We start from the raw sequence: 24,382 nt of genomic DNA on the forward strand, positions 1-24,382 counted from the left end.
AAGCCGACCACCTCGCCCGCGATGTCCCGGATCGGCCAGACCAGCCGGCCCCGGAAGCGGTCGATCAGGCCGCCGCGCTGGCCCTGCGAGGCCAGCTGGACCGGTCCGCGCGGGCGGTCGGTGGGCAGGTCCAGCGGCGACAGCCCGGACAACTGTGCACTCCAGTAGTCTAGTTGGCGCTGCAGACGTTCGCCGGAGAGCCGGGCCCGCTGCCAGTGGGCGAAGTCCGCGTACTGGATCCGCAAGGGGGGCAGCTCGTGCTCGCGGCCTTCCAGCCGGCTCCGGTACATCGCCGACAGGTCGTCCCACAGCAACGGCATCGACCAGCCGTCGACGGCGATGTGGTGGACGACCACCACCAGGACGTGCTCGTCCTCGTCGACCCGCAGCAGCGATGCGCGCAGCAGCGGGGCGGCGGCCAGGTCGAACGGGCGCAGGATCTCGGACTGGACGAGGTCGAGGGCCAGCTGCGTTCGGCGTTCCGCGGGCTCGGTCCGGAGGTCCGTGACGGGCAGGTCGAGCGGCCGGGCCGGCTCGACCGAGGGGCTGGGGAGCCCGTCCCGCTCGGGGAAGGCGGTGCGCAGGACTTCGTGGCGCCGCACCAGCTCGGTGAGGCTGTGGCCGAGGGCCGCCACGTCCAGCGGGCCGTGCAGCCGGAAGACCTCGTGGACGTTGTACATCGCGGGGCCGTCGGACAACCGCTCGATCAGCCACATGCGTTCCTGGGTGAACGACGTCACCTGCGCACCCGCCGGGCGGGGTGGGATCGCGGCCTCCGGCTCGCCCTCGGCGGCCCTGCTCCGGGCCGCGCGGACGCGTTGGTCGAGCAGGGCCCGTGTGGTGGCCCGCGTGGTGGCCCGTGTGGGACCGGTCGACGGGGCGGCTCCGGGTGTGGAACCGGCCGGCTGGCCGGGCTCGGGTCGACTCTGCTGTGCCTTCACGGGTGACGGGCCTTTCCGGCGGGAAGCGGTTCCGCTTCGGCGGCGGCGCCGAGGTCCGCCAGCAACGCCGCGTCGATGCCGTCGGCGAGTTCGGCGACGGTCGGGTGGTAGAAGAGCAGGGCGACGGGCAGTTCGAGGTCGAGTGCCCGGCCGAGTCGGGACATGACCTTCGAGGCGAGGAGCGAATGGCCGCCCAGCTCGAAGAAGTCGCTGTCCACGCCGTCCGGGGTGACACCGAGCACCTCGGCCCAGGTCTCCAGCACGAGGAGCTCGGTCTCGGTGGCGGGCCCGGACTCGGTCTCGGACTCGGACTCGGACCCAGCCTCGCTCCCAGGCGTGGCGGCAGCGGGGCGGCTCCCCCGGAGACCGGGAGGGGTCTCCCACGCCGATATCGGCCGTTCGGGACTGCCGACGAGCTGGTCGAGCAGCGCCCTGTAACCCTCGGAGAGTTGCCGCACCGTGTCACGGTCGAAGAGGTCGGCGGCGTAGCGGATGACGCCGGTGAGGCGATCGCCGCCGTCCGTCATGGAGACCTCGATGTCGAACTTCGCCACGTCGTTCGGCATCTGATGGTCGCTCACCTCAAGCCCCGGGAGGCCGGACGGGAGCGCGGGCGGATCCTCCAGCTGGAACATGACCGTGAACAGCGGGTGTTGGCCGAGATCGCGTTCGGGCCGCAGCTCCTGCACCAGCCGTTCGAAGGGGACGTCCTGGTGGGCGTAGGCCTCCACCGCGCCCCGCCGCACCCGGGCGAGCACGTCGGTGAAGCCGGGGTCGCCCGACAGGTCGGTGCGCAGGACGAGCGTGTTGACGAAGAAGCCGACCAGCGGCTCCACCTCGATCCGGGTCCGCCCCGAGATCGGCGTCCCGACCGTCACGTCGGCCTGTCCCGTGCAGCGCGCGAGCAGGACCTGGAAGGCGGCCAGCAGCGTCATGAACGGCGTCACCTCGTGGGCGCGCCCCAGTGTGCGTATTCGGTCGGCGAGTTCTGCGGGGATCTCGATCTCGACCTGGTCGCCCCGGCCTGACCACACCGCGGGGCGGGGTCGGTCCGTCGGGAGCACCGACGGGCTCAGGTCGGCCAAGTGCTCGCGCCAGTAGGCGAGTTGGTCCAGCATCGCCGTTCCGGCCTGGTGGCTCCGTTGCCAGTCGGCGAAATCGGCGTACTGGACGGGCAGGTCCGCCAGGGCGATCGGCCGGCCGTCGACGGCGGCGCCGTATCCGGCGGAGAACTCCTGCCACAGCACCGGCAGCGACCAGCCGTCACAGGCGATGTGGTGGATCACCAGGAGCAGCAGGTGGTCGTCGGGGGCGATGCGGATCAGTCGGGCCCGCAACATCGGAGCGGTCCCGAGGTCGAACGGGGTCGCCAGATCGGCGGCCGCCAGCTCCCGGGCCCGCTGCCAGGCCTGCTCCGCCGGGGTGTGCGTCAGATCGGTGATCGTCGGCACGAAGGTCTCGACCGGCTCCGCGACGTGGCGCGGGCCGTCCTCGGTGTCGACGATCCTGCCGCGCAACACCTCGTGGCGCCGCACGACTTCGGTCAGCGCCCGGGTGAGCGCCCCCTCGTCCAGCCGGCCGCGCAGGCGTACCGCGGTCGGGACGTTGTGGTCCGGCCGGCCCGGCCGCAGCCGGTCGAGGAACCACAGCCGCTGCTGGGCGAAGGACAACAGGGTCGGAGCGTGCGCGCGCCGATCGGGACCAGGCATGACGGATCCACCTTTCACGGCGATCGGGAACGCTTCAGCGCCCCGGAAATCCCCTCGCCGATTCGCGACTTGGCGAACAGTACGGCGGATACTAGGTCGCTCCCGTCTCACTCCGCAAGATCGAGAACAGGGTTGCAGGCATCAAGACAATATTTACGCCAGTCCGCCGGAATCCTTATGTAGATCGAACACGCTCGACGGCTAGCATCGGCGCGGCCGTCCGTTGCACCCTCCCTGACGTGCTGTCATGGCTCGGATTGCACACCCCACTTCCGTGGACGGGCACCACGTGATAATTCTTCTGTCTCCAAGGGGCGGCCGGGTGGGCCCCTTTCCTGTCGGGCCTTCATTGTTCCGAATAAGATCGGTGAACCCGTTGCATGAACTCATCCGTTGTATATGAACCCACCCCGTTGCATGAACTCGGAGAAGTCGTGATGCAGCAGCAGAGCCTGGTGGGTTCATTCGTCTCGCACGCCACCAGCCACCCCGGTGATCCGGCGCTGATATGGCGCGGAGAAGAGACGACCTACCGTGAACTCCACCAGCTGGCGGAGCGGGAGCGCGTCCGGATCGCCCGGCTCGACCCGGGCGGGGACGAGCCGGTCGGCATCCCCGCCGCCAAGTCGCCCTCGACGATCGCCCTGGTGCTCGCCTGCCTGCTGGAAGGGCGGCGCTTCCTGCTGCTGCCCGCGCCCACGCCGGAGGGGAGGACGCCCCACACGTTGGTCGAGCAGGCCGGAATCCGGCACGTCCTGTCGCCGGAGAGCCCCCAGGCACCGGGACCCGGGCCGGGCGCCCCGGACCGGCCGGCGGAACCGGAGGCGCCGCGCCGTACGGAGCCCGCCGACGTCTCCTTCATGTTCACCACCTCCGGTTCCACCGGGCGGCCGAAGATCGTGCCGCTGAGCACGGGGGCGGTGGACCGCTTCACCACCTGGGCCGGCGAGCAGTTCGGCATCCGCCGGGGAACGACGGTCCTCAACTACGCGCCGCTCACCTTCGACCTGTGCCTGCTGGACATCTGGACCACGCTCAAGTACGGCGGCCGCGTCGTCCTGGTCGATCCGGCCCGGGCCACCCAGCCGGGCTACCTGCTGGACCTCGTGTCCCGCCACGCGGTCCAACTCGTCCAGGCGGTACCGATGTTCTACCGTCTACTGGTCGACGCGGCCGCCGGGAGCGGCCGGCGCCTCGACACCGTCGAGCACGTCATCTTCACCGGCGACAGCATGCCCGCCCGCTGCCTGGCCGAACTCCCGCAGCTGTTCACCGGCGCGCGGCTCCACAACGTCTACGGCTGCACCGAGACCAACGACAGCTTCCTGCACGAGGTCGACGGCACCGAACCGGCGGACGGCCCAGTGCCGATCGGGCGCCCGCTGCCCGGAGTCCACGCGGTGATCGTCGGTGCCGACGGCGGGATCCTGACCGGGCCGGGAACCGGCGAGCTCCATGTCGCGACGCCCTTCCAGACCGACGGCTACCTGGACCGGGCCCAGGACGCGGACAGGTTCGCGACCCACCACCACGACGGGGAGACGCGCCGCTACTTCCGCAGCGGCGACCTCGTGCGGCGTGACCGGGACGGCCGCATCACCCTGGAAGGCCGCAACGACCACCAGGTCAAGGTCCGCGGCGTGCGGGTCAACACCCACGAGGTCGAGCAGGTGCTGCTCGACCATCCCGACGTCGTCGAGGCGGCCGTGGTGACCGTGCCCGACCCGGTGGCCGGCCGCCTGCTGCGGGGCGTGGTCCGTCGCACCCCGGACAGCCGGCTGAACTCGCTGGCGCTGCGCCGGCACTGCGCACAACGGCTTCCGCTCACCGCCGTCCCCTCGACCCTGCTCATCGTGGACGACCCGCTGCCCAGGACGTCCACCGGAAAGATCGACCGCACGCCCCTCCAGCTCGCCTCCTCCCCGTCCCAGCCAAACGAAGGAACGGCCACGTGAAACACGCCGCGGTAGTCACGCAGTTCATCATCGAGGAGTTCCTGCCGGACGTCGGCGCGAACGAACTGGACTCCGACTACGACCTCGTGGACGGCGGGGTCATCGACAGCCTCGGCCTGCTCAAGACGATCGCCTGGCTGGAGGACTGCTTCGACCTGCGCGTCGAGGAGATCGACCTCGACCTCGACCCGGACAGCTTCCGCTCGGTCGGCTCGATCAGCAGGTTCATCGAACAGGCCCAGCAGCACCGGACGGACGCCCCCTAGTCATGCACGAGGTGCTGCGAGCGCTGATCGGCCGGGACCGCGCCGTCGTCGATCAGGAGATGTGGGGGTCCTTCTGGGACCAGCTGCGCGACGGCGCCCTCCGCTCCGGCGAGACGGTGGCGCTGCTGTCCTCGCTGTCCACCCGGATGCCCGATCGGGACACGCTGGTCGCCATGCTCCGCTCGCTGGACGAGCGCCGGCCGGCCGTCGCCGCGCGGCTGGACCGCACGGCCAACATCGTCGGCACCGGCGGCGGGCCCGCCACGTTCAACATCTCCACCGCGGCGGCGTTCGTCGCCGCGGCCCTGGGCGTGCGCATCGTCAAGACGGGATCCCGCGCCTACACGAGCACCTGCGGCTCCCACGACCTGCTCGACCGCCTCGGCATCGGAACGACCACCTCGTACGAGCAGACCGACGCCCTGCTGGAACGCTTCGGCATCGCCTTCCCGGGGAACTTCGTCTACCCGCGGGAGGTGGCGCTGCTGGCCCGGAGCATCGTGCCGATGGACCTGCGGATGATCGGCGGATTCATCAACTCCGTCGGCCCCTTCCTGGCCGCGGTGCCGGTCTCCGCCCAGCTCGTCGGCGTCTCGGACCATTCGCTGCTGCCGACTCTGGGCCAGGTCGCCGCCAGCGTCGCCGACCGGAGGATCTGGCTGTGCTCCAACGAGCTGGGAGTCGACGAGCTCGTCAGCTCCGTCGACAACGTCGTCCTCACCAATGACGGCACCGACGCGATCCGGCTGCGGGCCCAGGCTGCCGGGACCGTGCCCGGGACTCCCGGCAGCGGCAGCGGCAGCGCCACCGGCACCGGCTCGATCGCCGAACTACGGCCGACCGGAGCGGGAGAGGACGTGGTCGACCACTTCCTCGCCGTGCTCTCCGGCGACGGGACAGCTCTCGCAACGCGGACCGTCTGCCTGAACGCCGCCGCCCTGGCCGTCGCGAGCGGGCTGATCGACGGGTGGCCGGAGGCCATCAGGGCGGCCGACGACGCCCTCCGCAGCGGCGCCGCCCGCGACCTCGTCGACCGCCTGCGCGCGCACCCGGCGCGCCGCGCGGTGGCTACGGCGCGTGCGAGGTGAGCGGGTTCTTCGCGCGCCGGCCACCGGACCAGCCCGGCCTGGCGATGTTCCTCAACGCCGGAGACCCCCCGCTGCCCGTCCTGGCCGACGTCATGCGGATGCTCGACGACTGCCGCGTGGACTGCCTGGAGCTGGCGGTGCCCTTCCCCGACTCGGTCACCGACGGGCCGGTCATCCGCCGATCGGCGCAGCGGGCCCTGGCCGACGGCGTCGGACTCGACGAGGTGCTCGGACTCCTCAGCGGGATCCTGCCCCGGCTGCGCCACCTGCGGGTGGCACTACTGGCCGACTGGAGCCACACGGTCAGAGGCCCGACCGTGCCCGGCTTCGTCCGGCGGGTCGCCGACTCGGGCGTCGACGGGCTGCTGGTCCACGGCCTGCCACCGCGGCTGCGGGCCGGCTACCTCGAAGCGGTGCAGGAGGCGGGGCTGCCCATGGTCGCCACCTGCTACGCCGCGTCGACGGCCGAGGTGAAGGCCGCGGCCGCCGAGTCCGCCACCGCGTACCTGTACCTGGTGGCCCACTACGGCCGCAGCGGCGGCGAGCTCACGGCCGACCGCCAGGAGCTGGCCGACGCGCTGGCCGCACTGCGCAGGACGACCGCCGTACCGATCGCCGTCGGATTCGGCGTCCGCTCCAGGGCGGACATCGACCTGCTGCACGGCCTCGGCGCCGACGCCGCGGTCGTGGGCAGCGCCGGAGTCGCCCGGATCGAGCACGCCCTCGCCGAAGGGGCCGACGTGGTCGAGGAGCTCCACACCTTCGTACAGACCGTTTCGCCGTATTCAGCAAGCCGCTCACTCGACAAGCCGCTCATTCAGCAAACCCCTGATTCAGCAAGCCGCTGATTCAGCAAGCCGCTAGGAGGCACACCCGATGATCGTCCGACGCCTTGACGAGGTGACCACCGTGGACTGGGGCAACGGGCTCAGCCGCAGGTTCCTTCTCGAATCCGACGGCCTGGGCTACACGATGACGGACACCACCGTCCGCGCCGGCACCAGGTCGAGGCTGGAGTACCGCCGCCACCTGGAGGCCTGCTACTGCATCGAGGGAACGGGCCAGGTCGTGAACGCCGACGGCACGTCCCACCCGATCGAGCCGGGCACGCTGTACGCGCTCGACCTGCACGACGCCCACTTCCTGATCGCGGACCAGGACGCGGACCTCCGCCTGGTGTGCGTGTTCTCTCCCGCGTTGCGCGGCGACGAACGCCACAACCTCGACTCGACCGATTTCTCCGAGTACTAACAGGACTGACAGATGATCAGCTGGAACGCCGACCAGATCGCTCTGGGCGAGGGCATCACCCAGTGGTGCGAGGAGCTCAGCTCGGGCCATCTCGAAGGGGACGCGGAAGGCGCCTTCCCGTGGGACAAGTGGAAGCTGATCCAGCGGTCCGGAATCCTCGGCCTGCCGTTCGACGAGCAGTGGGGCGGGCTGGGCCAGGACCTGCTCACCACCATGCACGTGCTCGAACAACTCGGCACCGGGTGCCGTGACGGCGGACTGAACTTCTCGGTCGCCACCCACCTGGTCAGCGTCGGAGTCCCGCTGCAGCGGTTCGGCTCGCCGGAGCTCAAGGCGCGCCACCTGCCGGGGATCTGCTCGGGAGAGACGATCGGGGCGCACGCGATCAGCGAGACCGAGAGCGGCTCCGACGCGCTGGCGATGAAGACCACGGCCACCCGCGAGGGCGACGACTTCGTGCTACGGGGCGGCAAGGCCTTCATCACCAACGGCCCGGTGGCCGACGTGTTCGTGGTCTACGCGCGCACCCACCCGAAGGCCGGCCCGCTCAGCATCACCGCCTTCGTCGTGGAGCGGGACACCCCGGGGCTCGTCGTCGGGCCACCCGTCGCCACCATGGGGCTGCGGACGGCGCCGCTGAGCGAACTGCACTTCGACGACTGCCGGATCCCCGCATCCGCCGTGATCGGCCGGGTCGGATCCGGGTTCCTGGTCCTGGACCACGTGATGAAGTGGGAGATCCTCTGCTCCTTCGTCATCAACACCGGGCAGATGCGGTACCGGCTCGACCGCTGCGTCGAATTCGCCAAGGAGCGCGTCCAGTTCGGCAATCCGATCGGCTCGTACCAGTCGGTCTCCCACAAGCTCGTGGACATGAGCATCGGCCTGGACACCGCGCGGAAGTGGCTCTACGACACGGCCGTCCGGCTGACGGAGGGCGAGAACGTCACGCGGGACATCGCCGTCAGCAAGGTCCTCACCAGCGAGAGCAACCTCTCCTCCGCACTGGCCGCCGTGCAGATCTTCGGCGGCAGCGGCTACCTGGCCGAGTACGGACTGGAGAAGGACGTGCGCGACGCGGTCGCCGGCCCGATCTACTCGGGCACGTCGGAGATCCAACGCAACCGCATCGCCGCCATGTTGGGGTTGTGACACCTGATGCTGGTCAAGATCTGCGGAGCCACCTCGGCCGAGGACGTGGCATCGCTCGACAGTGCCGGAGCCGACTTCGTCGGCCTGTGGCACGGCGTCCCAGGAGGCCGTGCAGACCTGATGCTCAGTCAACTGACGTCCCTCGCTGGCGCCGTGCACCGAACGGAGCGAATGCACCCGGTCCTCGTGACCTTCCTCAAGGACGCCGATACGCTGCGCGCGGCGACGGCCGCGGCCCGGGTCCGGTGGGTCCAACTGCACGGCTACCAGCCGCCGGGACTGGTCCGCGCCCTGAAGGGCACCACGGACCTCACCGTGGTCAAGGTGCTGCACCTCGGCGCGGACACCCGCGCGGAGCGGTCCCTGATCGCGGCGTACGAGCGGGCCGGAACGGACCTCTTCCTGCTGGACGCGGTGGCCGGGGACGGCCGGATCGGCAGTACCGGGCAACCGGCGGACTGCGGGGCCGTCATCGAGTTCGCGGACCGCCTCTCGCGGCCCTTCCTGCTGGCCGGCGGCATCTCGGCCGACAACCGGGAGGACTACCGGGCGGTGCTGGACCACCCCCTGTTCCTCGGCATCGACGTGGACACGGCGGCCAGGGACGTCGACGGACGGCTGAGCGCCGACCGGGTCACGGCCGTACGGCGCGGCTGGCGTGACCCGAGAGAGAGGGTCTAGATGACGGCCCAGTTCATCGAGGCGCTGCTGGACGCCCGCCGACCGGTGATCATGGAGCTCAAGCGGCAGGACGCCGCCGGACACGACCTGTTCGGCGACAGATCGACCGCCCGTCTGGTCGCCGACTACCAGGACGTCGGCGCGCCCTGCCTGTCCGTGGTGACCGGGCAGTGGTTCGGCGGCACCCCGGACCTGCTGCACGAGGTCGTGGCAGCGACGGACCTGCCCGTGCTGCAGAAGGACTTCATCACCCGCCGGAGCCAACTGCACCAGGCCCGCGAGAGCGGCGCGCACGCGATCCTGCTCACCGCCGCGCTGCTGCCGCGCGCCACCCTGGGCCACCTGGTCGTACTCGGCCTGAGCCTGGGCCTGACGCCCTTCGTCGAGGTCACCACCGAGGAGGAGATCAGCCGCGTGCCGCGCGCCGAGGAGTGCGTGGTCGCGGTGAACAACAAGGACATCGCCACCCGCGAACGCGGCGCGGGCGACCTCGGGCGCAGCTCTTCACTCCTGCCCGCGGTGCTGCGCAGCGGCACCCGGTGCCCGGTGAGTGCCGGGGCGATCCGCTGCCCCGACGACGCCGCCCGCCTGCTCGGTGAGGGCTTCGCCGGTGTGCTCATCGGAACGGGCCTCCTACGCGCCGCCAGCCTGCCGGCATGGCTGGACGGCCTCGATGCCCGTCTCGACCCCCACCTCGACGCCCGTCCTGGCACCCGCCTCGACCCCCGCCTCGACACCTGTCCCGATGCCGGCCGCGAACCGGCTCCACCCGTCCGCCGCCCGGCGGCCCCCCGACCACCGACATCTGGAGGTAACGGTATGACCAGCGAAGCATCCGAGCAGTGGAAGGTCGTCGTCAACGACGAGGAGCAGTACTCGATCTGGTCCGCCGACCGCGAGTCGCCGGCGGGCTGGCGCGAGGTCGGTGTGCGGGGTGCGAAGGACGAGTGCCTCGCGCACATCGAACACGTGTGGACCGACATGCGCCCCCGCAGCCTGCGCCTGCGGTCCGTCCCGGAGGACGGTGCGCAGTGAACCGGACGCTCGCACCGCACGGTGCGCGCCCGGTGGCCGAGCCCCTGCTCACCACCACCCTGAACCTCCCGGGGTGCCAGGCCCGGGGCTGGGTCGTCGTCGACTCCATGGTCGACGGCCTGGCCCTGGGCGGCACCAGGATGACCCCGACGGTGACCGAGCAGGAACTGGCCGGGCTCGCCAGGGCGATGACCCACAAGCTGGCACTGGTCGGCCTGCCCATCGGTGGCGCCAAGGCCGGCATCGCACCCGATCCGGGCGCCACCGTCGAACGGCAGGCGGTGATGCGGGGGTTCGGCCGCGCCGCGGCCCCGCTGCTGCACGGCGGGGTGTACCTGGGGTGCGACCAGGGCACCACCTACGCCGACCGGCAGGTCGCCTTCGAGGCCGCCGGGTACGACGTCACCCGCCGCCCCGGCACCACCCGTCTCACCGTCGACTGGGCCGAACTGTGGGACCACATGGCCGACATCACCGGGTTCGGCGTGGCCGTCGCGGTGCTCGGCGCCCTACGGGCCTCCGGTGCGCGGACCCCGCAGCGCATCGCGATCCAGGGCTTCGGCACCGTCGGACGCGCGGTGGCCGGCCACCTGGCCGCCCACGGCCACCTGGTGGTGGCCGTGGCCGACGTCCGGGGCACCATCGAGGACCAGCGCGGACTGCCCGTTGCCGAACTCGCCACGCTCACCAGCAGCGACGGCACGATCGACCGGAACCGGCTGCCCGCCCGGGTCACCGTCCACGGGCCCGGCCAGGCGTGGCTGCACGTCGACGCCGACGTGCTGGTGCTGGCGGCATCCGCCTCCGCGGTCGACGAGGAGGCGGTGCCGGCGGTCCGGGCCGGCCTGGTGGTCGAGGGCGGAAACCTCAGCTGCACCCCACCCGCCCGCCGACTGCTGCGCGCGGCCGGCCACACCGTCCTGCCGGACGTGGTCGTCAACGTCGGCGGGGCGGCGGCAACCGGATGCGTGCTCGCCGGGCTGGCCCCGTCCGACCTGCCGCTCCCGCAGCTGTCCGCGTGGCTGCGCGAGTGGGTCTCCAGCAGGATCGCCCGGAACTGCGAGCTGGTGCAGGAGCTGAGCACCTCGGGCAGCGCCGATCCGGTCGCCCAGCTCCTCGGTTCGCGCGGAGCCCCGGTCGGCGCCTCCGAACCGGAGGCGCCGACCGAGCGGTGACCCGGCGGGAGGACGCGCCCTCGCGGCTCCACTCGAACGTAGCTCCACTCGAACGTGGCTTCACTCGAAGCGGACGCGCACCCTACGTGGTTGCTAGCCTCCCGGGATGACCGCGACATTCGACGAAGCCGTCCGCGCCCGGCTGCGGGCACCCAACATCTGGTACGTCGGCACCGTGTTCGCCGACGGAGCACCGCAGGTCAGCCCGATGTGGGTGGATCTGGAGGGCGAGGGGGAACTGACGTTCAACACCTCGGTGGGGCGGGTGAAGGACGAGAACCTCCGTCGCGACCCGCGCGTCTACCTCTCGCACGCGGACGCCACCGATCCCTTCGACCGCGTGCAGATCAGTGGCGTGGTGGCCCGCCTCGTCGAGGGCGAGGAGGCACGCGACCGGATGGACCGGCTGGCCCGCAAGTACCTGGGCGTCGAGCGCTACGAGTGGACCATGCCGGGTGAGCAGCGGGTCGCGGTGATCGTGCGCCCGCTCAAGGTGCGGCACATCGTCGGGGTGGAGCGCTTCCGTCCCGGCGGGCCCGTCCCTGCCCCTGCCCCTGAGTAGTGCTCCTGCCCTCGCCGCCTTCGCCTCATCAGCGACTCATCAGCGACCGGAGCGACCGGAGCGACCGAAGCGACTCAAGGTTGGCAGTCAGTGCGCGCATGCGCGGCCGGTCGCGCATGAACCCGGCTTCCCTCATCAGGCCCCTCGGGATCGATCATCTAGGCTGGCGCGGTGACTGATGAGCAGGAGCGGGTACAGCCGTCGGGAGTGTGGGCCACGGCAGTGGGGGTGGCCAGGGTGCGGGCGCTGGAGACCGAGCGGGTGGACGCGTTGTTCCGCGACCCACTGGCCCAGGCCTTCGCCACCGCCGGCGGCCTGTGGCCCTCCTCGCCACCCCCCGCTGACGAGGCCGCGCGCCGCCGTCGGCTGGCCGTGTCGTACTCCATCGTCATCAGGACGAAGTTCCTCGACGACCTGTTGCAGCAGGCCTCCGCGTCCGGGGTCCGGCAGGTCGTGCTGCTCGGCGCCGGCATGGACAGCCGCGCCTTCCGGATGGACTGGCCCGAGGGCACCCGGCTGTTCGAGGTCGACACCGCCGCGCCACTGGACTTCAAGGCCTCGGTGCTGCGCCAGGAGCAGGCCGTCGCACGCTGCGAGCGGATCACCGTCGCGGCGGATCTGCGGGAGGACTGGCCGGGCGCGCTGGCCGCCGCAGGGCACGACCCGACCGTGCCGACCGTGTGGATCGCCGAAGGGCTGCTGATCTATCTGCCCGAGGACGCGGTGGAGCTGCTGCTGGCCCGGATCAGCGCGCAGTCGGCGGCAGGCAGTCGGATGGGGCTGACCTTGGGCTCGCGCGGCGTGATCGAGCGCTTCGGCGCGGACTCCGTACCGGGCTCGGCGGCGTCCATGTGGGTCTCGGAGATGCCCGACGACCCGGTGGCCTGGCTGGCCGGGCACGGCTGGGAGGCCGACAGCCACACCCTGCGCGAGCGCGCCGCCGCCTACGGCCGCCCGATCAGCACCCCGCCGCAGCGCGAGGAGCAGCCCGGCGGACTGATCTCGGCGGTCCGCCGGTAGGGCGCCTCCCGGTTCCCCGGATCATCGACTCCAAGGGGAGCCTGATCCGCCCAACAGCCGCCCGAACACTGCCACTTCACGTGAACGAAGCCAGGCTTCCTGCGCATCCCACTGGAGGTCGCGGATGTCCGGGACCGTGGCCGCCACGTCCAGCGCGTTCCGGCAAAGGGTTCGTCAACGGTCATTCCTGCGCTACCGAATCCCGCAGGTGGCAGGCCCACCCGGTCCGGCCGGACCGGCATCCGCCGTGGTCGGGAAGTGGAGGGGAGTTGGCCAAATCGTGTCCATGACCGGCCCGGCCCCGTTGACCGCCGGTACGGCCGGACGGTTGGCTCGCCCCGAGCCGGCCGGCGGGGGTACGAGGCGGTACGGCCCGAGGCAAGGGGAGGACGGTTCAGGTGGAACGGACGAACGCGAGGACCCGCGGCCGGTGGGCGGTACGGGCCGGCAGCGTGCTGGCGGCCGCACTCCTGGCCGCCACCACGGCCCAGGTCCAAGTCCAGGCCCAGGCCGCGACGCTCCCGGAGGGCACCGTCACGGTGAACGTCGCCCCCGACGGCACCCCGGCCGACGACTGGTCGGAGCCGCTCGGCCTGAGCGCCGACGGCCGCTACGCCCTCTTCACCTCGCTGGCCGCCAACCTGGTGCCCGGCGACACCAACCGCCTGTACGACGTGTTCGTCCGCGACCTGTGGACCGGGCGCACCGAGCGGGTGAACCTGGCCGACGACGGCAGCCAGCTCGACGGCTCGACCAACCAGGCGGCGATCAGCGCCGACGGCCGGTACGTGGCCTTCAGCACGAACGCCACCGACGTCGTCCCGGGGCGGCACGGCGACGGCCGGTTCGACGTCTACGTCCGCGACCGCTGGACCGGCCGCACCGAACCGCTCACCGCGGGCACCGGCGCCGGCAACTCGCTCGACCCGGCGATCAGCGCCGACGGCCGGTACGTCGCGTACACCTCGGACCGCGCCGACCTCGCCCCCGGCACCCGGCCCGGCGTCCAGAACATCCATCTGACCGACCGCCGCACCGGCACCACCCGCCTGGTCAGCACCGGCCGCGACGGCACCGCCGCCGACGGCGGCTCGGTCGAGCCCTCGCTCAGCGCGGACGGCCAGACCGTCGCCTTCCGCTCCAAGGCGACCAACCTGCTGCCGACCGCGCCCACGCCGCCCACAACGGCCGTGACGCCCACAACGGCCACAACCGCCACCAAGCCCCCACCCGCACGGCAGCTCTTCCCGCTCTACACCTACGACGCGCGCACCGGCCGGATCCAGGGCGCCAGCATCGACGCCACCGGCATCCTGCGCGACGCCGCCAAGGCCGGACGCCTCAGCCCCGACGGGCGCTACGCCCTCTTCCGCGTCTTCGAGCGCGAGCAGGACACCGTCCAAGTCCGCCTCTACGCCCGCGACCTGCGCACGGGCACGGTGACCACGGTCTCCGCCGTCGACTCCCAGCCCGCCGTCATGACCGCCGACGACCGCTGGGTCTACTTCGCCTCCGACTCCGCCGCTCTCGTCCCCGGCGACACCAACGGCGTCGCGGACGTCTTCCGCCGCGACCTGTGGACCGGCCGGATCGAACGCGTCAGCACGGCGGCCGACGGCAGCCAACGGCCCGGCGCCTCCACCGCCCCCAGCGTGGACGCCCTCGGCACGACGGTCCTGTTCAGCACCCTGAACGGCACCGGCGCGGAGCTCCTGGCCCGCCGCCTGCCGCCACTCTGACTTCGGTCGAACTCCCCTCTCCGGCACTCCCGATGACAGCGACGGTGCAACGCGCCGGAGAGGGTCTAATTCGGTTGAGCGGCCGACACGATCCTGGTAGCAATGTGACATGATACAAGGACTCAAGGTCGCCCTCCGCGCACGCCACGAGAGCGACGTCGCCGTTCTGCAGACCGAGCTGTACGACGACGTCGCCACCCGCTCCCGGGCCGACACCCGCCCCTGGCGGCCCATCTCCCCGGGCTCGGCAGACTCCCCCTACGCGCCGACCCCGCCCTCGGAGGACGCGGCCTGCTTCTCCGTACTGGAGCTGGCCTCAGGGGAGTTGGCCGGGGAGGCCGTGCTCTGGGGCATCGACACCCACAATCGCACCGCCCACCTCGGGATCGCCCTACGCCCCGGCCTGCGCGGCCGGGGCCTGGGCACGGATGTGGTCAGGGTGCTCTGCCAGTACGGCTTTGCGATACGCGGCTTGCACCGGCTGCAACTGGAGACCCTCGCCGACAACACCCCGATGATCGCGGCCGCCCGCAGGGCCGGCTTCACCCTAGAGGGAACCCTCCGCCGATCAGCCTGGGTGTGCGGCGAGTTCGCGGACGAGGCCGTCCTCGGGCTCCTCGCCGACGAGTGGAGGCCATGAGGCTCGCCGCAGCACCGCCCTACCAGTCGCGGACGGATTCGCAGCCCTCGATCAAGGCCTCGCCGGCCCAGGCCAGATCGGTTCCCGACTCGGCTCCCGACTCGGCTGCAGCCTCGGTGATGATGGCGCCGAGCGCGTCGTAGAGCTCTTCGCGCTCAACGGTCTCGATGAATCCGGCGCGCGCGTCGAGCTCGTTGAAGGCTTCGCCGAACTGCTCCCCGAGCTCGACGAGCCTCGGCGTCAGGACGTCCGCCGAATCCCCCGAAGCCCCCGAAGCCAGCACCGCCAGCACCGCGCGCCGCGTCGCCCTGTACTGCGCCAGCGCCTTCTTGTAGACCGCGGCGCTGATCTGCTCGCGGCCGTCCCAGTTCCGTAGCGGATTGTTGAGGTTCTCGGCGAGCCACTGGGGCTTGCGGGGCTTGGCGACCATGAGGTAGACGCCCTGGCGCTCCTCGGGCCGCCAGAGCCTCCTCATCGCCGTCGCATACTCCGCGGGGACACTGACCAGTTCCAACTCCTCCAGCTCCGGAACACACCCCGGCAGGAGGCAGTCCGCCTCGACCATCCCGAAGACGTCGGAGAGCCTGAGGTGCTTCAGCGAAGTCAACTCGTTGAGGCTCGATGCCGATGACAAGGTCACCGGCCCGCTGAGCGTCAGGCCGGTCAGCGCGGGATACCGCTCGACGAGCCGCGCACAGTCCAGCGATTCCACAGCCCGAACGTTCAGCCGACGCGTCTCCTCGTCAGGAACTACGGGCCCCGCGGGAGAGTCGTTCAGTTCGGTGCCGGTGATGCTCTTCGCCCACGGGTCACGCCACTGCGACTCGTCGCCCTGCCGTCGGCGCCGCGCCAGGGCCAGATCGAGCCCCATGCCCCACCCGAACGCGTAGCTGCTCGGCGGCTGGCCGTGCAGCAGCGGCAGCGTCCCGATGACCTTGCAGCTCCGAGGGAGCACCCACTCGTAGGAGCAATGCGCCGGACCGAAAGGACCCCAAAGCGGCACGACTTCGCCGAGCTCCACCACGGACATCGGCTCCGGGCCGGACCAGTCGAGGTGCAGGACGCCCGCGCGCTGGTGGTCCGGGTCCAGATTGGTGATCTGTGCCGCTGTCCACTCGCCGAGGTACTCGGAGAACGCCGCGACGACATCGCCCGGGACGATGGGCCTGGGAGGTGTTGATTCCTTGACAGTAGCCATGCCCCGCACACTATTCGGCACCACCGACAGCAATGGCCACCCCGACGGAAGCGTGTGCTCCTGCCGAGTCCGGGATCGTTTCGCAGGGGCCTTGCCAGACACTACGGTCACCGTACTATGGTGTCGAACGTGAAGAACAAACGCTCCATGCAGGAGCCGACCTTCCTGCTCCTCACCGCGCTCGCCGACCGGCCCCGGCACGGCTACGCGCTCGGGGACGAGGTCGCCGCGATCTCCGAAGGCCGGGTACGGCTCGGCGCCGGCAGCCTGTACGGCACCCTCGACCGGCTCCTGGCCGAGGGGCTGATCCGCGTCGAACGCGAGGAGACGGTGGACGGGCGCCCCCGGCGCGTGTTCGCCCTCACCCCGGACGGTGAACAGTCGCTCAGGAACGAGGCCGAACGCCTGCGCTCCGCACTACGCGAGGCCGACCGGCGCCTGACACAGACCTGGACCCGTCCCGCAGGAGGCACGGCATGACGTCGAAGCACCCCTTGAACACGCGCCTGCTCCAACGGGCCCTCCGGCTGTACCCGGCCTCCTACGGCGCCGGCGCACTCGCGGAGGTCGCCGACCTCGCCCAGCACCGGATCGCCGGCTCCGGCCCCGCGACGGGACTGCGCGAAGTGGCCGACGTCGCCGGGCACGGGGCCCGGCTCCGGCTTGGCATGGTCTCCCACCGGCCGCCGGGCCGGGCGTTCGCCACCGCGGCGCCGCTCGCCGCGATGCTGGCCGGAACGTACGCGGCGACCTACCTGTGGCGGAACCTGCGGCTCGCCATCAGCCCCGAGTCCCCTGGCTTCCCCGCCGGAGCCCCGGCGGGAGGCGCGCTCCTGGCGGCGACGTCGCTGCTCGTCCCCGCTGTACTGACGGCGTGCGCGGTCGTGGCCGGCCGCTGGTCGGCCGCACGGGCCCTGGCCCTGGTGTCGCTGGTACTGGCACCGCTGTTCTACGCCGTGTGCCGCCTCGGGCTGCTCGACCTGGACTTCCGCACCGCGGCCGAACTCGGCCTCGGCCCCCGGGGGTTCGGGCTGATCGCGCTCAACACCCTCGTCCTCCTGGTCGCCCCACCGGACCGGACCCGCAGGACCGGTGCCGGGCTCTGGCTGGTCGCCGCCACGGTCACGGCCCTGGGCATCGGCGCCACGATCACCGGCGAGTCCGCCGAGCGGCTCCTCACCTCCGGCTTCGGCACCTGGGCCCCGCTCGCCACCGGCGCCGCCCTGGCCTTCACCGCCCGGACGGCCGGGAACGCGGCCCTGGCCGCGACCGTCCTGGCGGCACCGCCCGTACTCACCCCCGTACTCCTCGGCGGCCACGCGTCGGTCGCGGCAATGGTGCCCCAGCTCCTCATCCCGTCCGCCTTCGGCTACCTGACGGCCCGAACCGCGATCCTCCTCATCGGCCGCCTCCCCCGACGGGGCCGCCTCTCCCGCCCCTGACCGGCTCCGCGCCCCTCTCCCCCCGGAGTGAACCCAGCCGGCCGAAACTCGGCAAGGCCCGCGAGCCGAGGTGCTGCAACGATGCCGGTAGGTCCGGACATCGGCCTGTCGTAACAGCCGTTGTGATGTCGAGGCGCTCGCCCTGGAACTGACGGCCTACCGAGGTACCACCACCCGACTCCACCCGCGACCGAGGCGACCAGACGTGACGGCGAGTTCCGCGGGCGGCGCCCGGCCGCCACCGGGTGGACTCGGCGAGCATCGAGCCCGACCACCTCACGTGCTTTCGCGTCCACCGATTCGTCGAGCTGACCTGACCAGTCGTTTGCTCCACTGCTCCGCTGCTCCTGGCTGAGGCGGGCCCGCCGCGGATGGACACGGCCGCAGCGCCCGGGCCGGCCGGGTGTCAGGGGTGGTAGTCGGTGAGGGTGTGGGTGGGGGTCCAGCCCTGGGTGCGGGCACGGGTGAGGTCGAGGACGACGCTGCGGGTGAGGAGGTCGACGGTGTAGGGGGTGAGGCCGGGGATGCGGGTGGTGCGGGCGGCGAGGCGGGCGAGGGGTGCGGGGAGGTGGGCGATGCGGGCGGGGAGGCGGTGGGCGGTGAGGACGTGGCGCAGCGCGTCGTCGCGGCGGTAGGGGGTGGCGTCGGCGATGTTGTAGGCGCCGGGCGGCCAGGGCGGGGCGCCGGTGAGGCCGAGGGCGGACAGGCAGGCGTCGGTGAGGTTGGCGACGGCGGTGAGGCTGAGCGGGATGTCGCGGCCGGGCAGCGGGAGCAGGCCGTGCCGGGCGCGGGCGAGCAGTTGGGGGGCGAGGTGGGGGTCGCCGGGGCCGTAGACGGCGCGGGGGCGCAGGACGACGGCGCCGGCCGTGAGGGCGAGGCGTTCGGCGGCGGCTTTGGTGCGGCCGTAGGCGTTGAGGTGGCCGGCGGCGGTGGGGTGGTCCTCGGTGACGGCGGGGGCGATACGGGAGGTGCGGGCGGCGGCGCGCGGGTCGTAGACGCTGGCGCTGCTGACGTGGACGAGGGGGCGGCCGGCGGCTGCGCGCAGGACGCGTTCGGTGCCGGTGACGTTGACGGCGTGCTGGTGGGCTTCGGCGGGATCGCCCGGGGGCAGGTCGGCGACGGCGGCGGCGCAGTGGACGACGAGGTCGGCGCCGGTGAAGTCGGGCGCGCCCTCGGTGGCGTCCCAGGGGCGGTGGTGGCCGACCGGGCCGGGCCGGCGGCCGTGGCAGGAGACTTCGAGGCCCAGGGCGGCGGCGGTGCGGGCGAGGTGGGCGCCGCAGAAGCCGGTGGCGCCGGTGATGGCGAGGTGCATCAGGATCTTCCCCGTCGGACGGTGAGTTCGGCGTAGCCGGGCAGGGCGCTGCGGCGGTCGACCCGGGCGCGGGTGACGACCGGGTGGTGGGGGGCGAGCGCCAGGAGGAGGTCGGCGAGCAGGGCGCGGGCCAGGCCGGCTCCGGGGCAGGCATGCGGGCCGGCGCCGAAGACGGCCTGGGTGGCGGCGGGATCGTCGGCCGGGCCGCGGCGGTGGGCCCGGGCGGCGTGCCGGGCGACCAGGACCAGCCGGTCGCCGGCCCGTACGGGGTGCCCGGCGAGGGTGGTGTCGGCGGCGGCGACCCGGGGCAGCAGCGGGGACGGGGCGGTCAGGCGCAGGAGTTCGGCGGCGAGGCGGGGTGCGGTCGTCTCGCTCACGGTCGGCCAGAGCCCGGCGTCGGCGCACCAGGCGACGGCCCGGGGCAGTGCGGCGACGGTGGTGTTCACGGCGGCGACGGCCACCATGGCGTCGCGTGCGTCGGGCGCGTCGGGCAGCAGGGCGGCGAGCCGGGCCGCGGCGTCGACTGTGGCGGCGGCCGCGTCCGGGCCGCGGCGGCGGGGGCCGGGGAGGTGGTCGCGGGCGGCGTGGGCGGCGACTTCGGCCGCGGCGTGGGCGAGGCGGTGCGGGCAGGACTGCGCGCCGGTCAGGGCGGCGGCCGTGACACCGGCCAACTCACGCGCCAGTGCGACGAGTTCGATCTCGCCCGCGGCCAGGCCCGGGATCCGCTCGGAGAGTACGGTCTGCCAGTGCGGGCGGATCCGTTGCTGTGCGGCGGTGTCGAGGCCGCCGGCCAGGGCGCGGCGGGCGTTGCGGTGTTCGGCGCCGTCCTGGTCGAACAGCAGTCCGCCGTCGGTGAGTTCGGCCGCCGCGCCGCCGGTGGTGCCGGGTGCGGTGCGGTCCAGCGGGACCTTGGTGAGCGCCTCGCGGTAGGCCTCGGTGCCGTGCACCAGCACGATGCGGCCGAGCCGGACCACCGGGCGGCGGCGGGTGGCGGCGAGCAGGGCGAAGAGCAGGGGGTGGCTGCGCAGGTAGACCCGGCGGTCCCGGCGGCGGGCCCGGCGGGCCGCGGCGGGTGGGGGCGGCGGCGAGGGTGTCCGTGCGCTCATCGGTGCGGGCGTCGGTGCGGTCATGGGGTCGGTCACCGGGCCAACTCCCGTGCGCAGTACGCGGCGGCCGCCGCCCGGTCGGGCTTGCGGGAGCGGCCCGCGAGCGGGACCTCGCCGAACAGGACGGCGTCCGGCCGGGCCGCTGCCATCCGGTCGAGCGGCCCGCGCAGGGCCTCGCGCAGGCGTCGTGGGTCGGTGCCCGGCGCCGGCTGGACGAGGGCGACCAACCGCTCGTCGCCGTCCCCCGCCGGAACGCCGACCAGGACGGCGAGTTCGACGCCCGGCAGGTGCAGCGCCGGTTCGTACAGGCCGGGGTAGATGTTCTCGGCGCGGCGCAACACCATGTCCTTGAGGCGGCCGGCGAGGACGATCCGTCCGTCGGGGGTGAGGGCTGCGCGGTCGCCGGTGCGCACCCAGGGGTCGGGGTCCTCCCCGAGGTAGCGGTGGCGGGCGCCCGGGCCGGTGAGCAGCAGTTCACCGCCGGTGGCGATCCGGGCGCGGACGCCGGGCAGGGGGGCTCCGACCAGGTCGCCGTCCCCGTCGTGGGCGCTCTTGTCCGCCTCCTCGACGGCGGCGGCCGGGAACAGTTCGGTGAGCGCGTAGACGCTCCAGGCCTGGTGGGCGCCGGACTGTTTGACCCGGCGCAGCAGGGCGGCGTCGGCGGGGGCGGAGCCCGTCCAGACCCGGCCGGTGAAGCGGGCCCCGGCGGCGAGGGCGGCGCGCAGTTGCGGTGGGGTGAGGTAGGTGTGGGCGGGGTCGAGCCGGGCGAGTTGGCGGCCGAGCGCGACGGGGCGGCGCGCGGGCAGCACGACGGCGGCGCCCGCGGCGAGGGCCGGGACGAGGACGAAGAACGTCCCGCCGAGGACGACCGTCCCGGGGCGCGGGTCGACCAGGTCGGCGACGGTGCGCAGCCCGATGGCCAGCCCGTCCCGGGTGTGGACGACGGCGCGCGGGCGGGCGGTGGTGCCCGAGGTGAAGACGATCACCGCGTCCGTTTCCGGGCCGCCGTCAGGCCGGGCGGGCGGGGTCGCGCCGGCAGGGCGCAGGTGCGGCGCGCAGCCGGGCAGGCGGCGGCCCAGGGTGGCGACCGGCCCGAGCGCGGTGAGGCGGGGCAGGGCGAGGTCGGCGCGGCGGGCGAGCGGCCCGGCCCAGCCGGCCACCGCCTGGGCGGCGGCGTCGGCGAGGACGAGATCGGGGCGGGCCAGGGTGAGCCGGGCGGCGAGCACGTCGGGCCCGGCGGTCGGGTCGAGGACGGCGATGCGCAGGCCCAGCCGGTGCGCGGCGAGCATGACGGCCAGTGCGCGCGGCCCGGGCCGGACGGCGACGCCGACGGTGTCGCCGGGGCCGAGGCCGTGGGCGTGCAGCGCGGCGGCGTAGCCGTCGGCCAGGTCGGCGAGTTCGCCGCGGCGGATCACCGGGCGGGCGGTGCCCAGGCGGGTGTGGCGCAGGACGGCGGGCCGGTCGGGGTGGTCGGTGCGCAGGGCGTGGGTGAGCCGGTCGAGCATGGCGGGGTCCTTCGGCGGGCTGGGGCGTGGCACGGAGCGGGTCCGGTCGGGAGAGGGTCGGTAAGGAGCGAGGCGCGCGGGGCGCCGGGCGCACGGAGCGCGCGCGGGCTGTCAGCGCACGTCGACGGCGCGCGGCCCCGCGCCGCGCTCCAGGTACCAGCGCGCGGTGCCCACCACGCCGTACGCGCGGATGCGCCGGGTGGAGTTCTGCACCACCATGTCGCGGCGGCGCACCACCGCCGTGGTGTGCTGGCGGACCTTATTGAGGAACGCCCGGTCGGTGGGTGAGGGCCGCCGGGGCATGCCGCCGACGGCGAGGTAGAGCTCGGCGGTGATCGCCATGTTGTTGCCCGCGTGCATCCGGTACGGGGTCAGGTAGCCGTGTCGGCGGCGGTGGGCGGGCCGGATCCGGCCGAAGAAGGCGCCGAGCGCGACCAGCGCCAGGAACACCGCGCGCCCGGCCGGGCCGTGCTCGTCGTGGCGGGCGGTGACCCGGCCGCAGACCAGCCCGCCGGAGGCGACCAGCCCGGCGCGGGCCGCGGCCGTCCAACCGGGTTCGGGCAGGCAGTCGGCGTCGGTGCGGGCGAGCAGGGTGGCGCCGTGGGCGACGGCGTGCCGGAAGGCGGTGTCCACCGCGGAGCCGACGCCCTTCTCCGGCTCGACCACCACCTCGACCGGGAACGGCGCGTGGGCGGCGAAGGCGCGCGCCAGGGCGACGGTGCCGTCGGTGGAGCCGTTGTCGGCGACGAGCAGGGTGAAGTCGCGGTCGCGTTGGGCGGCGAGGGCGCTCAGCACGCCCTCGATGCGGGCCTCCTCCTGGTAGGCGGGGACCACCACCCACAGGTCGGTCCTCACGATGCCTCCCAGACCATGGTCATGAGGCTGACGCCGCCACCGAGCCCGATCAGCAGCACCTTGTCGCCGGGCGCCAACGTGTCGCGTATTCGGTCGAGTTGCACGCCCAGCGTGGCACTGGCGACGTTGCCGAGTTCCGGCACCGTCAGGACCAGCTTCCCGGCCGGCACCCCGGTCAGCTCGACGAAGCGTTCCAGGTAGGGGATCGTCACCTGGTGCACCAGCACCCGGGCGTAGTCGTCCCAGCCGAGGCCGGTGCGGGCGGCGAGCCGGGCCAGGGCCGCGGGGCCGATCTCCTCGAAGATGCCGCGCAGTTCCTTGCCGCCGCCCCGGAAGTAGCTGTACTCGTCGCCGCGCGGGTGGCGGGAGCCGCCGCCGGGGATGCCGCCGGCCGGCCAGTGCTCGGAGGCCGTCTCCGTCCCGACGTCGAGGATGCCGCCCCGCTCCACGGCCTCGACGACGACGGCCGCCCCGGCGTCGCCGAAGGTGTAGCCGGCGAAGCCGTCCCGGAACTCCGCCGGGGAGGACGGCGTGCGGAGCATGGCCCGGCTGGGCGTCTCGCCGGTGACGACCAGGGCACGCCGGGCCCGGCCGGCCAGGATCATCGCGCGGGCCAGGTCGATCCCGTTGAGGAAGCTGTTGCAGGCGTTGCTGACGTCCAACGCATGCGCACGGGTGCCGAGTTCGGCCTGCACGATGTGGGCGGTGGCGGGCTCGCACACATCCCGGGTCGCGGAGGCGAACAGCAGCAGGTCCACGTCCTGCGGGCGCAGCGCGCGGGCGGCGAGGGCGCGCCGGGCGGCGCCGACCGCGAGGGTGGAGGCGTACTCGCCGTCGGCGGCGAAGTGCCGGGTGCGGATGCCGGTCGCCTTCTCGAACATCCGCTCCGGCAGGGCAAGTCGGCCACCGGCGGTGACCTCGTCCTGGAGCTGCTGGGAGGTGAGCCGACGGGCCGGCAGGTGGGAGCCGACGGCGGTGATGCCGATCCTCGGTGTTGCTGCTGGGTGCATGCCCCCATGCTCCGGCGGCACGGCCGGGCCGGCCTGAGTACGGGTACTCAGGCCGGCCCGGCGGGCTACCCGATCACGTCTGTGCAGATGGACGGTGGACGGCTGCCGGGTTGCCGGGCCTCCGGCGCGTGCAGCACCTGTGGTGCCGTCACCGGTCCGGGTGGCTCCTCGCCGCAGGGACCGACCAACTTCGCGTTACAGCCCCGCCGAGACCCCGAGCCCTGCCATGATCGGCACGTTGCGTCTCGTAGATCCTCGATCCTCGGAAAACCAGGAGTGGCTGTGGCAGAGCGGCAGAACGGCACGGTGAAGTGGTTCAACGACGAGAAGGGCTACGGCTTCATCACCCCGGAGTCCGGAGCGGACCTGTTCGTTCACTTCCGGGCGATCCAGGGAAGCGGCTTCAAGTCCCTGGTTGAGGGCCAGAAGGTGACCTTCGTAGCGGTCCAGGGCCAGAAGGGGCTCCAGGCCGACGAGGTCCAGGTGGCGGAGTAGGAACAGTTCCTCCCCTTCCTCCCTCGAACCCCGGGCCCCGGGCCGAACGGCCCCGCGCAGGCGGGTCAAGGAACGGCGCCCACTGGGGCGGCACACCCGCCCGCTACGAAAAACCACGGCGCTGGTCGCAGCCACCCACGTGTGGCCGCGACCAGGCAGGACGGTCTTCCAGATCCGGTCCAGCTGCTCGTACGGGTAGGCCGCGCCGGTGCGCAACGACGCGGTGGCGCACCAGAGTTCGGCCT

The 24,382-nt window shown here is 73.0% G+C and carries 24 protein-coding genes and 1 pseudogene; 17 read left to right on the top strand and 8 right to left on the bottom strand.

All coding sequences use genetic code 11. The annotated features are described in order from the left end of the window. Together AB0R04_RS37565 and AB0R04_RS37570 are read right to left on the bottom strand one after the other, a co-directional pair. On the bottom strand, positions 1-740 hold a 740-nt coding region (locus AB0R04_RS37565), incomplete at its 3' end, for a condensation domain-containing protein (RefSeq protein ID WP_363378504.1). Positions 741-937: 197 nt separating this feature from the next. Next, on the bottom strand, positions 938-2,650 hold the full coding sequence (locus AB0R04_RS37570) for a condensation domain-containing protein (RefSeq protein WP_363378506.1): 1,713 nt from the start codon (positions 2,648-2,650) through the stop codon (positions 938-940). A gap of 437 nt (positions 2,651-3,087) precedes the next feature. Here AB0R04_RS37570 and AB0R04_RS37575 point away from each other — a divergent pair, with 437 nt between their 5' ends. The 14 genes and pseudogenes from AB0R04_RS37575 (at position 3,088) to AB0R04_RS37640 (ending at position 15,214) form a co-directional block, all read left to right on the top strand. After that, the gene (locus AB0R04_RS37575) at positions 3,088-4,605 is read left to right on the top strand and encodes an AMP-binding protein (RefSeq protein WP_363378509.1); all 1,518 of its coding nucleotides are present in this window, start codon (positions 3,088-3,090) and stop codon (positions 4,603-4,605) included. Beyond that, positions 4,602-4,871 carry a hypothetical protein gene (locus AB0R04_RS37580; RefSeq protein WP_063352276.1) on the top strand — a complete coding sequence of 90 codons (270 nt, stop codon included), beginning with the start codon at positions 4,602-4,604 and terminating at the stop codon, positions 4,869-4,871. The genes AB0R04_RS37575 and AB0R04_RS37580 overlap by 4 nt, the downstream gene beginning before the upstream one ends. Positions 4,872-4,873: 2 nt before the next feature. Continuing rightward, positions 4,874-5,959 carry an anthranilate phosphoribosyltransferase gene (locus AB0R04_RS37585; protein ID WP_363378511.1) on the top strand — a complete coding sequence of 362 codons (1,086 nt, stop codon included), beginning with the start codon at positions 4,874-4,876 and terminating at the stop codon, positions 5,957-5,959. After that, complete coding sequence (trpA, locus tag AB0R04_RS37590) at positions 5,956-6,807, top strand: tryptophan synthase subunit alpha (RefSeq protein ID WP_363378513.1); 852 nt, start codon at positions 5,956-5,958, stop codon at positions 6,805-6,807. The genes AB0R04_RS37585 and trpA overlap by 4 nt, the downstream gene beginning before the upstream one ends. A gap of 28 nt (positions 6,808-6,835) precedes the next feature. After that, on the top strand, positions 6,836-7,210 hold the full coding sequence (locus AB0R04_RS37595; protein ID WP_363378515.1) for an ectoine synthase: 375 nt from the start codon (positions 6,836-6,838) through the stop codon (positions 7,208-7,210). A gap of 12 nt (positions 7,211-7,222) precedes the next feature. After that, on the top strand, positions 7,223-8,362 hold the full coding sequence (locus AB0R04_RS37600) for an acyl-CoA dehydrogenase family protein (RefSeq protein ID WP_363378517.1): 1,140 nt from the start codon (positions 7,223-7,225) through the stop codon (positions 8,360-8,362). A gap of 6 nt (positions 8,363-8,368) precedes the next feature. Then, positions 8,369-9,043, top strand: a complete 675-nt coding sequence (locus AB0R04_RS37605) for an N-(5'-phosphoribosyl)anthranilate isomerase (RefSeq protein ID WP_363378518.1) — start codon at positions 8,369-8,371, stop codon at positions 9,041-9,043. After that, positions 9,044-9,682, top strand: a pseudogene (locus tag AB0R04_RS37610) (indole-3-glycerol-phosphate synthase); the annotation flags it as partial. A 180-nt stretch (positions 9,683-9,862) separates the two neighbouring features. Beyond that, the gene (locus tag AB0R04_RS37615; protein ID WP_363378543.1) at positions 9,863-10,078 is read left to right on the top strand and encodes an MbtH family NRPS accessory protein; all 216 of its coding nucleotides are present in this window, start codon (positions 9,863-9,865) and stop codon (positions 10,076-10,078) included. Continuing rightward, complete coding sequence (locus AB0R04_RS37620; protein ID WP_363378520.1) at positions 10,075-11,253, top strand: Glu/Leu/Phe/Val dehydrogenase dimerization domain-containing protein; 1,179 nt, start codon at positions 10,075-10,077, stop codon at positions 11,251-11,253. The genes AB0R04_RS37615 and AB0R04_RS37620 overlap by 4 nt, the downstream gene beginning before the upstream one ends. Positions 11,254-11,359: 106 nt before the next feature. Beyond that, positions 11,360-11,815: a TIGR03618 family F420-dependent PPOX class oxidoreductase gene (locus AB0R04_RS37625; protein WP_363378522.1), complete on the top strand. Its 456-nt coding sequence runs from the start codon at positions 11,360-11,362 to the stop codon at positions 11,813-11,815. Positions 11,816-11,986: 171 nt separating this feature from the next. Then, the gene (locus tag AB0R04_RS37630; RefSeq protein WP_363378524.1) at positions 11,987-12,835 is read left to right on the top strand and encodes a class I SAM-dependent methyltransferase; all 849 of its coding nucleotides are present in this window, start codon (positions 11,987-11,989) and stop codon (positions 12,833-12,835) included. Between the two features lie 398 nt (positions 12,836-13,233). Beyond that, positions 13,234-14,574, top strand: a complete 1,341-nt coding sequence (locus AB0R04_RS37635; protein ID WP_363378526.1) for a hypothetical protein — start codon at positions 13,234-13,236, stop codon at positions 14,572-14,574. 109 nt (positions 14,575-14,683) lie between these two features. Further along, complete coding sequence (locus AB0R04_RS37640) at positions 14,684-15,214, top strand: GNAT family protein (protein WP_363378528.1); 531 nt, start codon at positions 14,684-14,686, stop codon at positions 15,212-15,214. 19 nt (positions 15,215-15,233) lie between these two features. Here AB0R04_RS37640 and AB0R04_RS37645 read toward each other — a convergent pair whose 3' ends face one another. Beyond that, on the bottom strand, positions 15,234-16,412 hold the full coding sequence (locus AB0R04_RS37645) for a hypothetical protein (RefSeq protein ID WP_363378529.1): 1,179 nt from the start codon (positions 16,410-16,412) through the stop codon (positions 15,234-15,236). A 147-nt stretch (positions 16,413-16,559) separates the two neighbouring features. On the opposite strand from AB0R04_RS37645, the gene AB0R04_RS37650 reads away from it, so the two are divergent. Both AB0R04_RS37650 and AB0R04_RS37655 read left to right on the top strand, forming a co-directional pair. Further along, positions 16,560-16,892 carry a PadR family transcriptional regulator gene (locus AB0R04_RS37650; RefSeq protein ID WP_079136622.1) on the top strand — a complete coding sequence of 111 codons (333 nt, stop codon included), beginning with the start codon at positions 16,560-16,562 and terminating at the stop codon, positions 16,890-16,892. Then, the gene (locus AB0R04_RS37655) at positions 16,889-17,854 is read left to right on the top strand and encodes a hypothetical protein (protein WP_363378531.1); all 966 of its coding nucleotides are present in this window, start codon (positions 16,889-16,891) and stop codon (positions 17,852-17,854) included. The genes AB0R04_RS37650 and AB0R04_RS37655 overlap by 4 nt, the downstream gene beginning before the upstream one ends. A gap of 406 nt (positions 17,855-18,260) precedes the next feature. Here the strand turns inward: AB0R04_RS37655 and AB0R04_RS37660 are convergent, their stop codons facing one another. The 5 genes from AB0R04_RS37660 to AB0R04_RS37680 form a co-directional block, all read right to left on the bottom strand. Next, the gene (locus tag AB0R04_RS37660) at positions 18,261-19,166 is read right to left on the bottom strand and encodes an NAD(P)-dependent oxidoreductase (RefSeq protein ID WP_363378533.1); all 906 of its coding nucleotides are present in this window, start codon (positions 19,164-19,166) and stop codon (positions 18,261-18,263) included. Then, the gene (locus AB0R04_RS37665) at positions 19,166-20,308 is read right to left on the bottom strand and encodes a cytochrome P450 (protein ID WP_363378535.1); all 1,143 of its coding nucleotides are present in this window, start codon (positions 20,306-20,308) and stop codon (positions 19,166-19,168) included. Before AB0R04_RS37665 ends, AB0R04_RS37660 begins: the two co-directional genes overlap by 1 nt. After that, positions 20,305-21,777 (bottom strand): class I adenylate-forming enzyme family protein, encoded by a 1,473-nt coding sequence (locus AB0R04_RS37670; RefSeq protein ID WP_363378537.1) that lies wholly within the window; start codon positions 21,775-21,777, stop codon positions 20,305-20,307. The genes AB0R04_RS37665 and AB0R04_RS37670 overlap by 4 nt, the downstream gene beginning before the upstream one ends. 111 nt (positions 21,778-21,888) lie before the next feature. Continuing rightward, positions 21,889-22,632, bottom strand: coding sequence for a glycosyltransferase family A protein (locus AB0R04_RS37675; protein ID WP_363378539.1), 744 nt, complete (start codon positions 22,630-22,632; stop codon positions 21,889-21,891). Next, positions 22,629-23,642 (bottom strand): 3-oxoacyl-[acyl-carrier-protein] synthase III C-terminal domain-containing protein, encoded by a 1,014-nt coding sequence (locus AB0R04_RS37680; RefSeq protein ID WP_363378541.1) that lies wholly within the window; start codon positions 23,640-23,642, stop codon positions 22,629-22,631. The genes AB0R04_RS37675 and AB0R04_RS37680 overlap by 4 nt, the downstream gene beginning before the upstream one ends. Before the next feature lie 282 nt (positions 23,643-23,924). Here AB0R04_RS37680 and AB0R04_RS37685 point away from each other — a divergent pair, with 282 nt between their 5' ends. After that, positions 23,925-24,137 carry a cold-shock protein gene (locus tag AB0R04_RS37685; RefSeq protein ID WP_063352293.1) on the top strand — a complete coding sequence of 71 codons (213 nt, stop codon included), beginning with the start codon at positions 23,925-23,927 and terminating at the stop codon, positions 24,135-24,137. Positions 24,138-24,382 lie beyond the last annotated feature (245 nt).

It is taken from the genome of Kitasatospora sp. NPDC056731 (assembly GCF_040687675.1).
In the GTDB taxonomy this organism is placed as follows: Bacteria; Actinomycetota; Actinomycetes; order Streptomycetales; family Streptomycetaceae; genus Kitasatospora.

Coding starts and splice junctions, on each gene's coding strand:
- AB0R04_RS37625 (WP_363378522.1), top strand. CDS start 11,360: ATGACCGCGACATTCGACGAAGCCGTCCGCGCCCGGCTGCGGGCACCC.
- AB0R04_RS37600 (WP_363378517.1), top strand. CDS start 7,223: ATGATCAGCTGGAACGCCGACCAGATCGCTCTGGGCGAGGGCATCACC.
- AB0R04_RS37570 (WP_363378506.1), bottom strand. CDS start 2,650: ATGCCTGGTCCCGATCGGCGCGCGCACGCTCCGACCCTGTTGTCCTTC.
- AB0R04_RS37670 (WP_363378537.1), bottom strand. CDS start 21,777: ATGCTCGACCGGCTCACCCACGCCCTGCGCACCGACCACCCCGACCGG.
- AB0R04_RS37645 (WP_363378529.1), bottom strand. CDS start 16,412: ATGGCTACTGTCAAGGAATCAACACCTCCCAGGCCCATCGTCCCGGGC.
- AB0R04_RS37660 (WP_363378533.1), bottom strand. CDS start 19,166: ATGCACCTCGCCATCACCGGCGCCACCGGCTTCTGCGGCGCCCACCTC.
- AB0R04_RS37605 (WP_363378518.1), top strand. CDS start 8,369: ATGCTGGTCAAGATCTGCGGAGCCACCTCGGCCGAGGACGTGGCATCG.
- AB0R04_RS37680 (WP_363378541.1), bottom strand. CDS start 23,642: ATGCACCCAGCAGCAACACCGAGGATCGGCATCACCGCCGTCGGCTCC.
- AB0R04_RS37640 (WP_363378528.1), top strand. CDS start 14,684: ATGATACAAGGACTCAAGGTCGCCCTCCGCGCACGCCACGAGAGCGAC.
- AB0R04_RS37655 (WP_363378531.1), top strand. CDS start 16,889: ATGACGTCGAAGCACCCCTTGAACACGCGCCTGCTCCAACGGGCCCTC.
- AB0R04_RS37615 (WP_363378543.1), top strand. CDS start 9,863: ATGACCAGCGAAGCATCCGAGCAGTGGAAGGTCGTCGTCAACGACGAG.
- AB0R04_RS37575 (WP_363378509.1), top strand. CDS start 3,088: ATGCAGCAGCAGAGCCTGGTGGGTTCATTCGTCTCGCACGCCACCAGC.
- AB0R04_RS37585 (WP_363378511.1), top strand. CDS start 4,874: ATGCACGAGGTGCTGCGAGCGCTGATCGGCCGGGACCGCGCCGTCGTC.
- AB0R04_RS37650 (WP_079136622.1), top strand. CDS start 16,560: ATGCAGGAGCCGACCTTCCTGCTCCTCACCGCGCTCGCCGACCGGCCC.
- AB0R04_RS37595 (WP_363378515.1), top strand. CDS start 6,836: ATGATCGTCCGACGCCTTGACGAGGTGACCACCGTGGACTGGGGCAAC.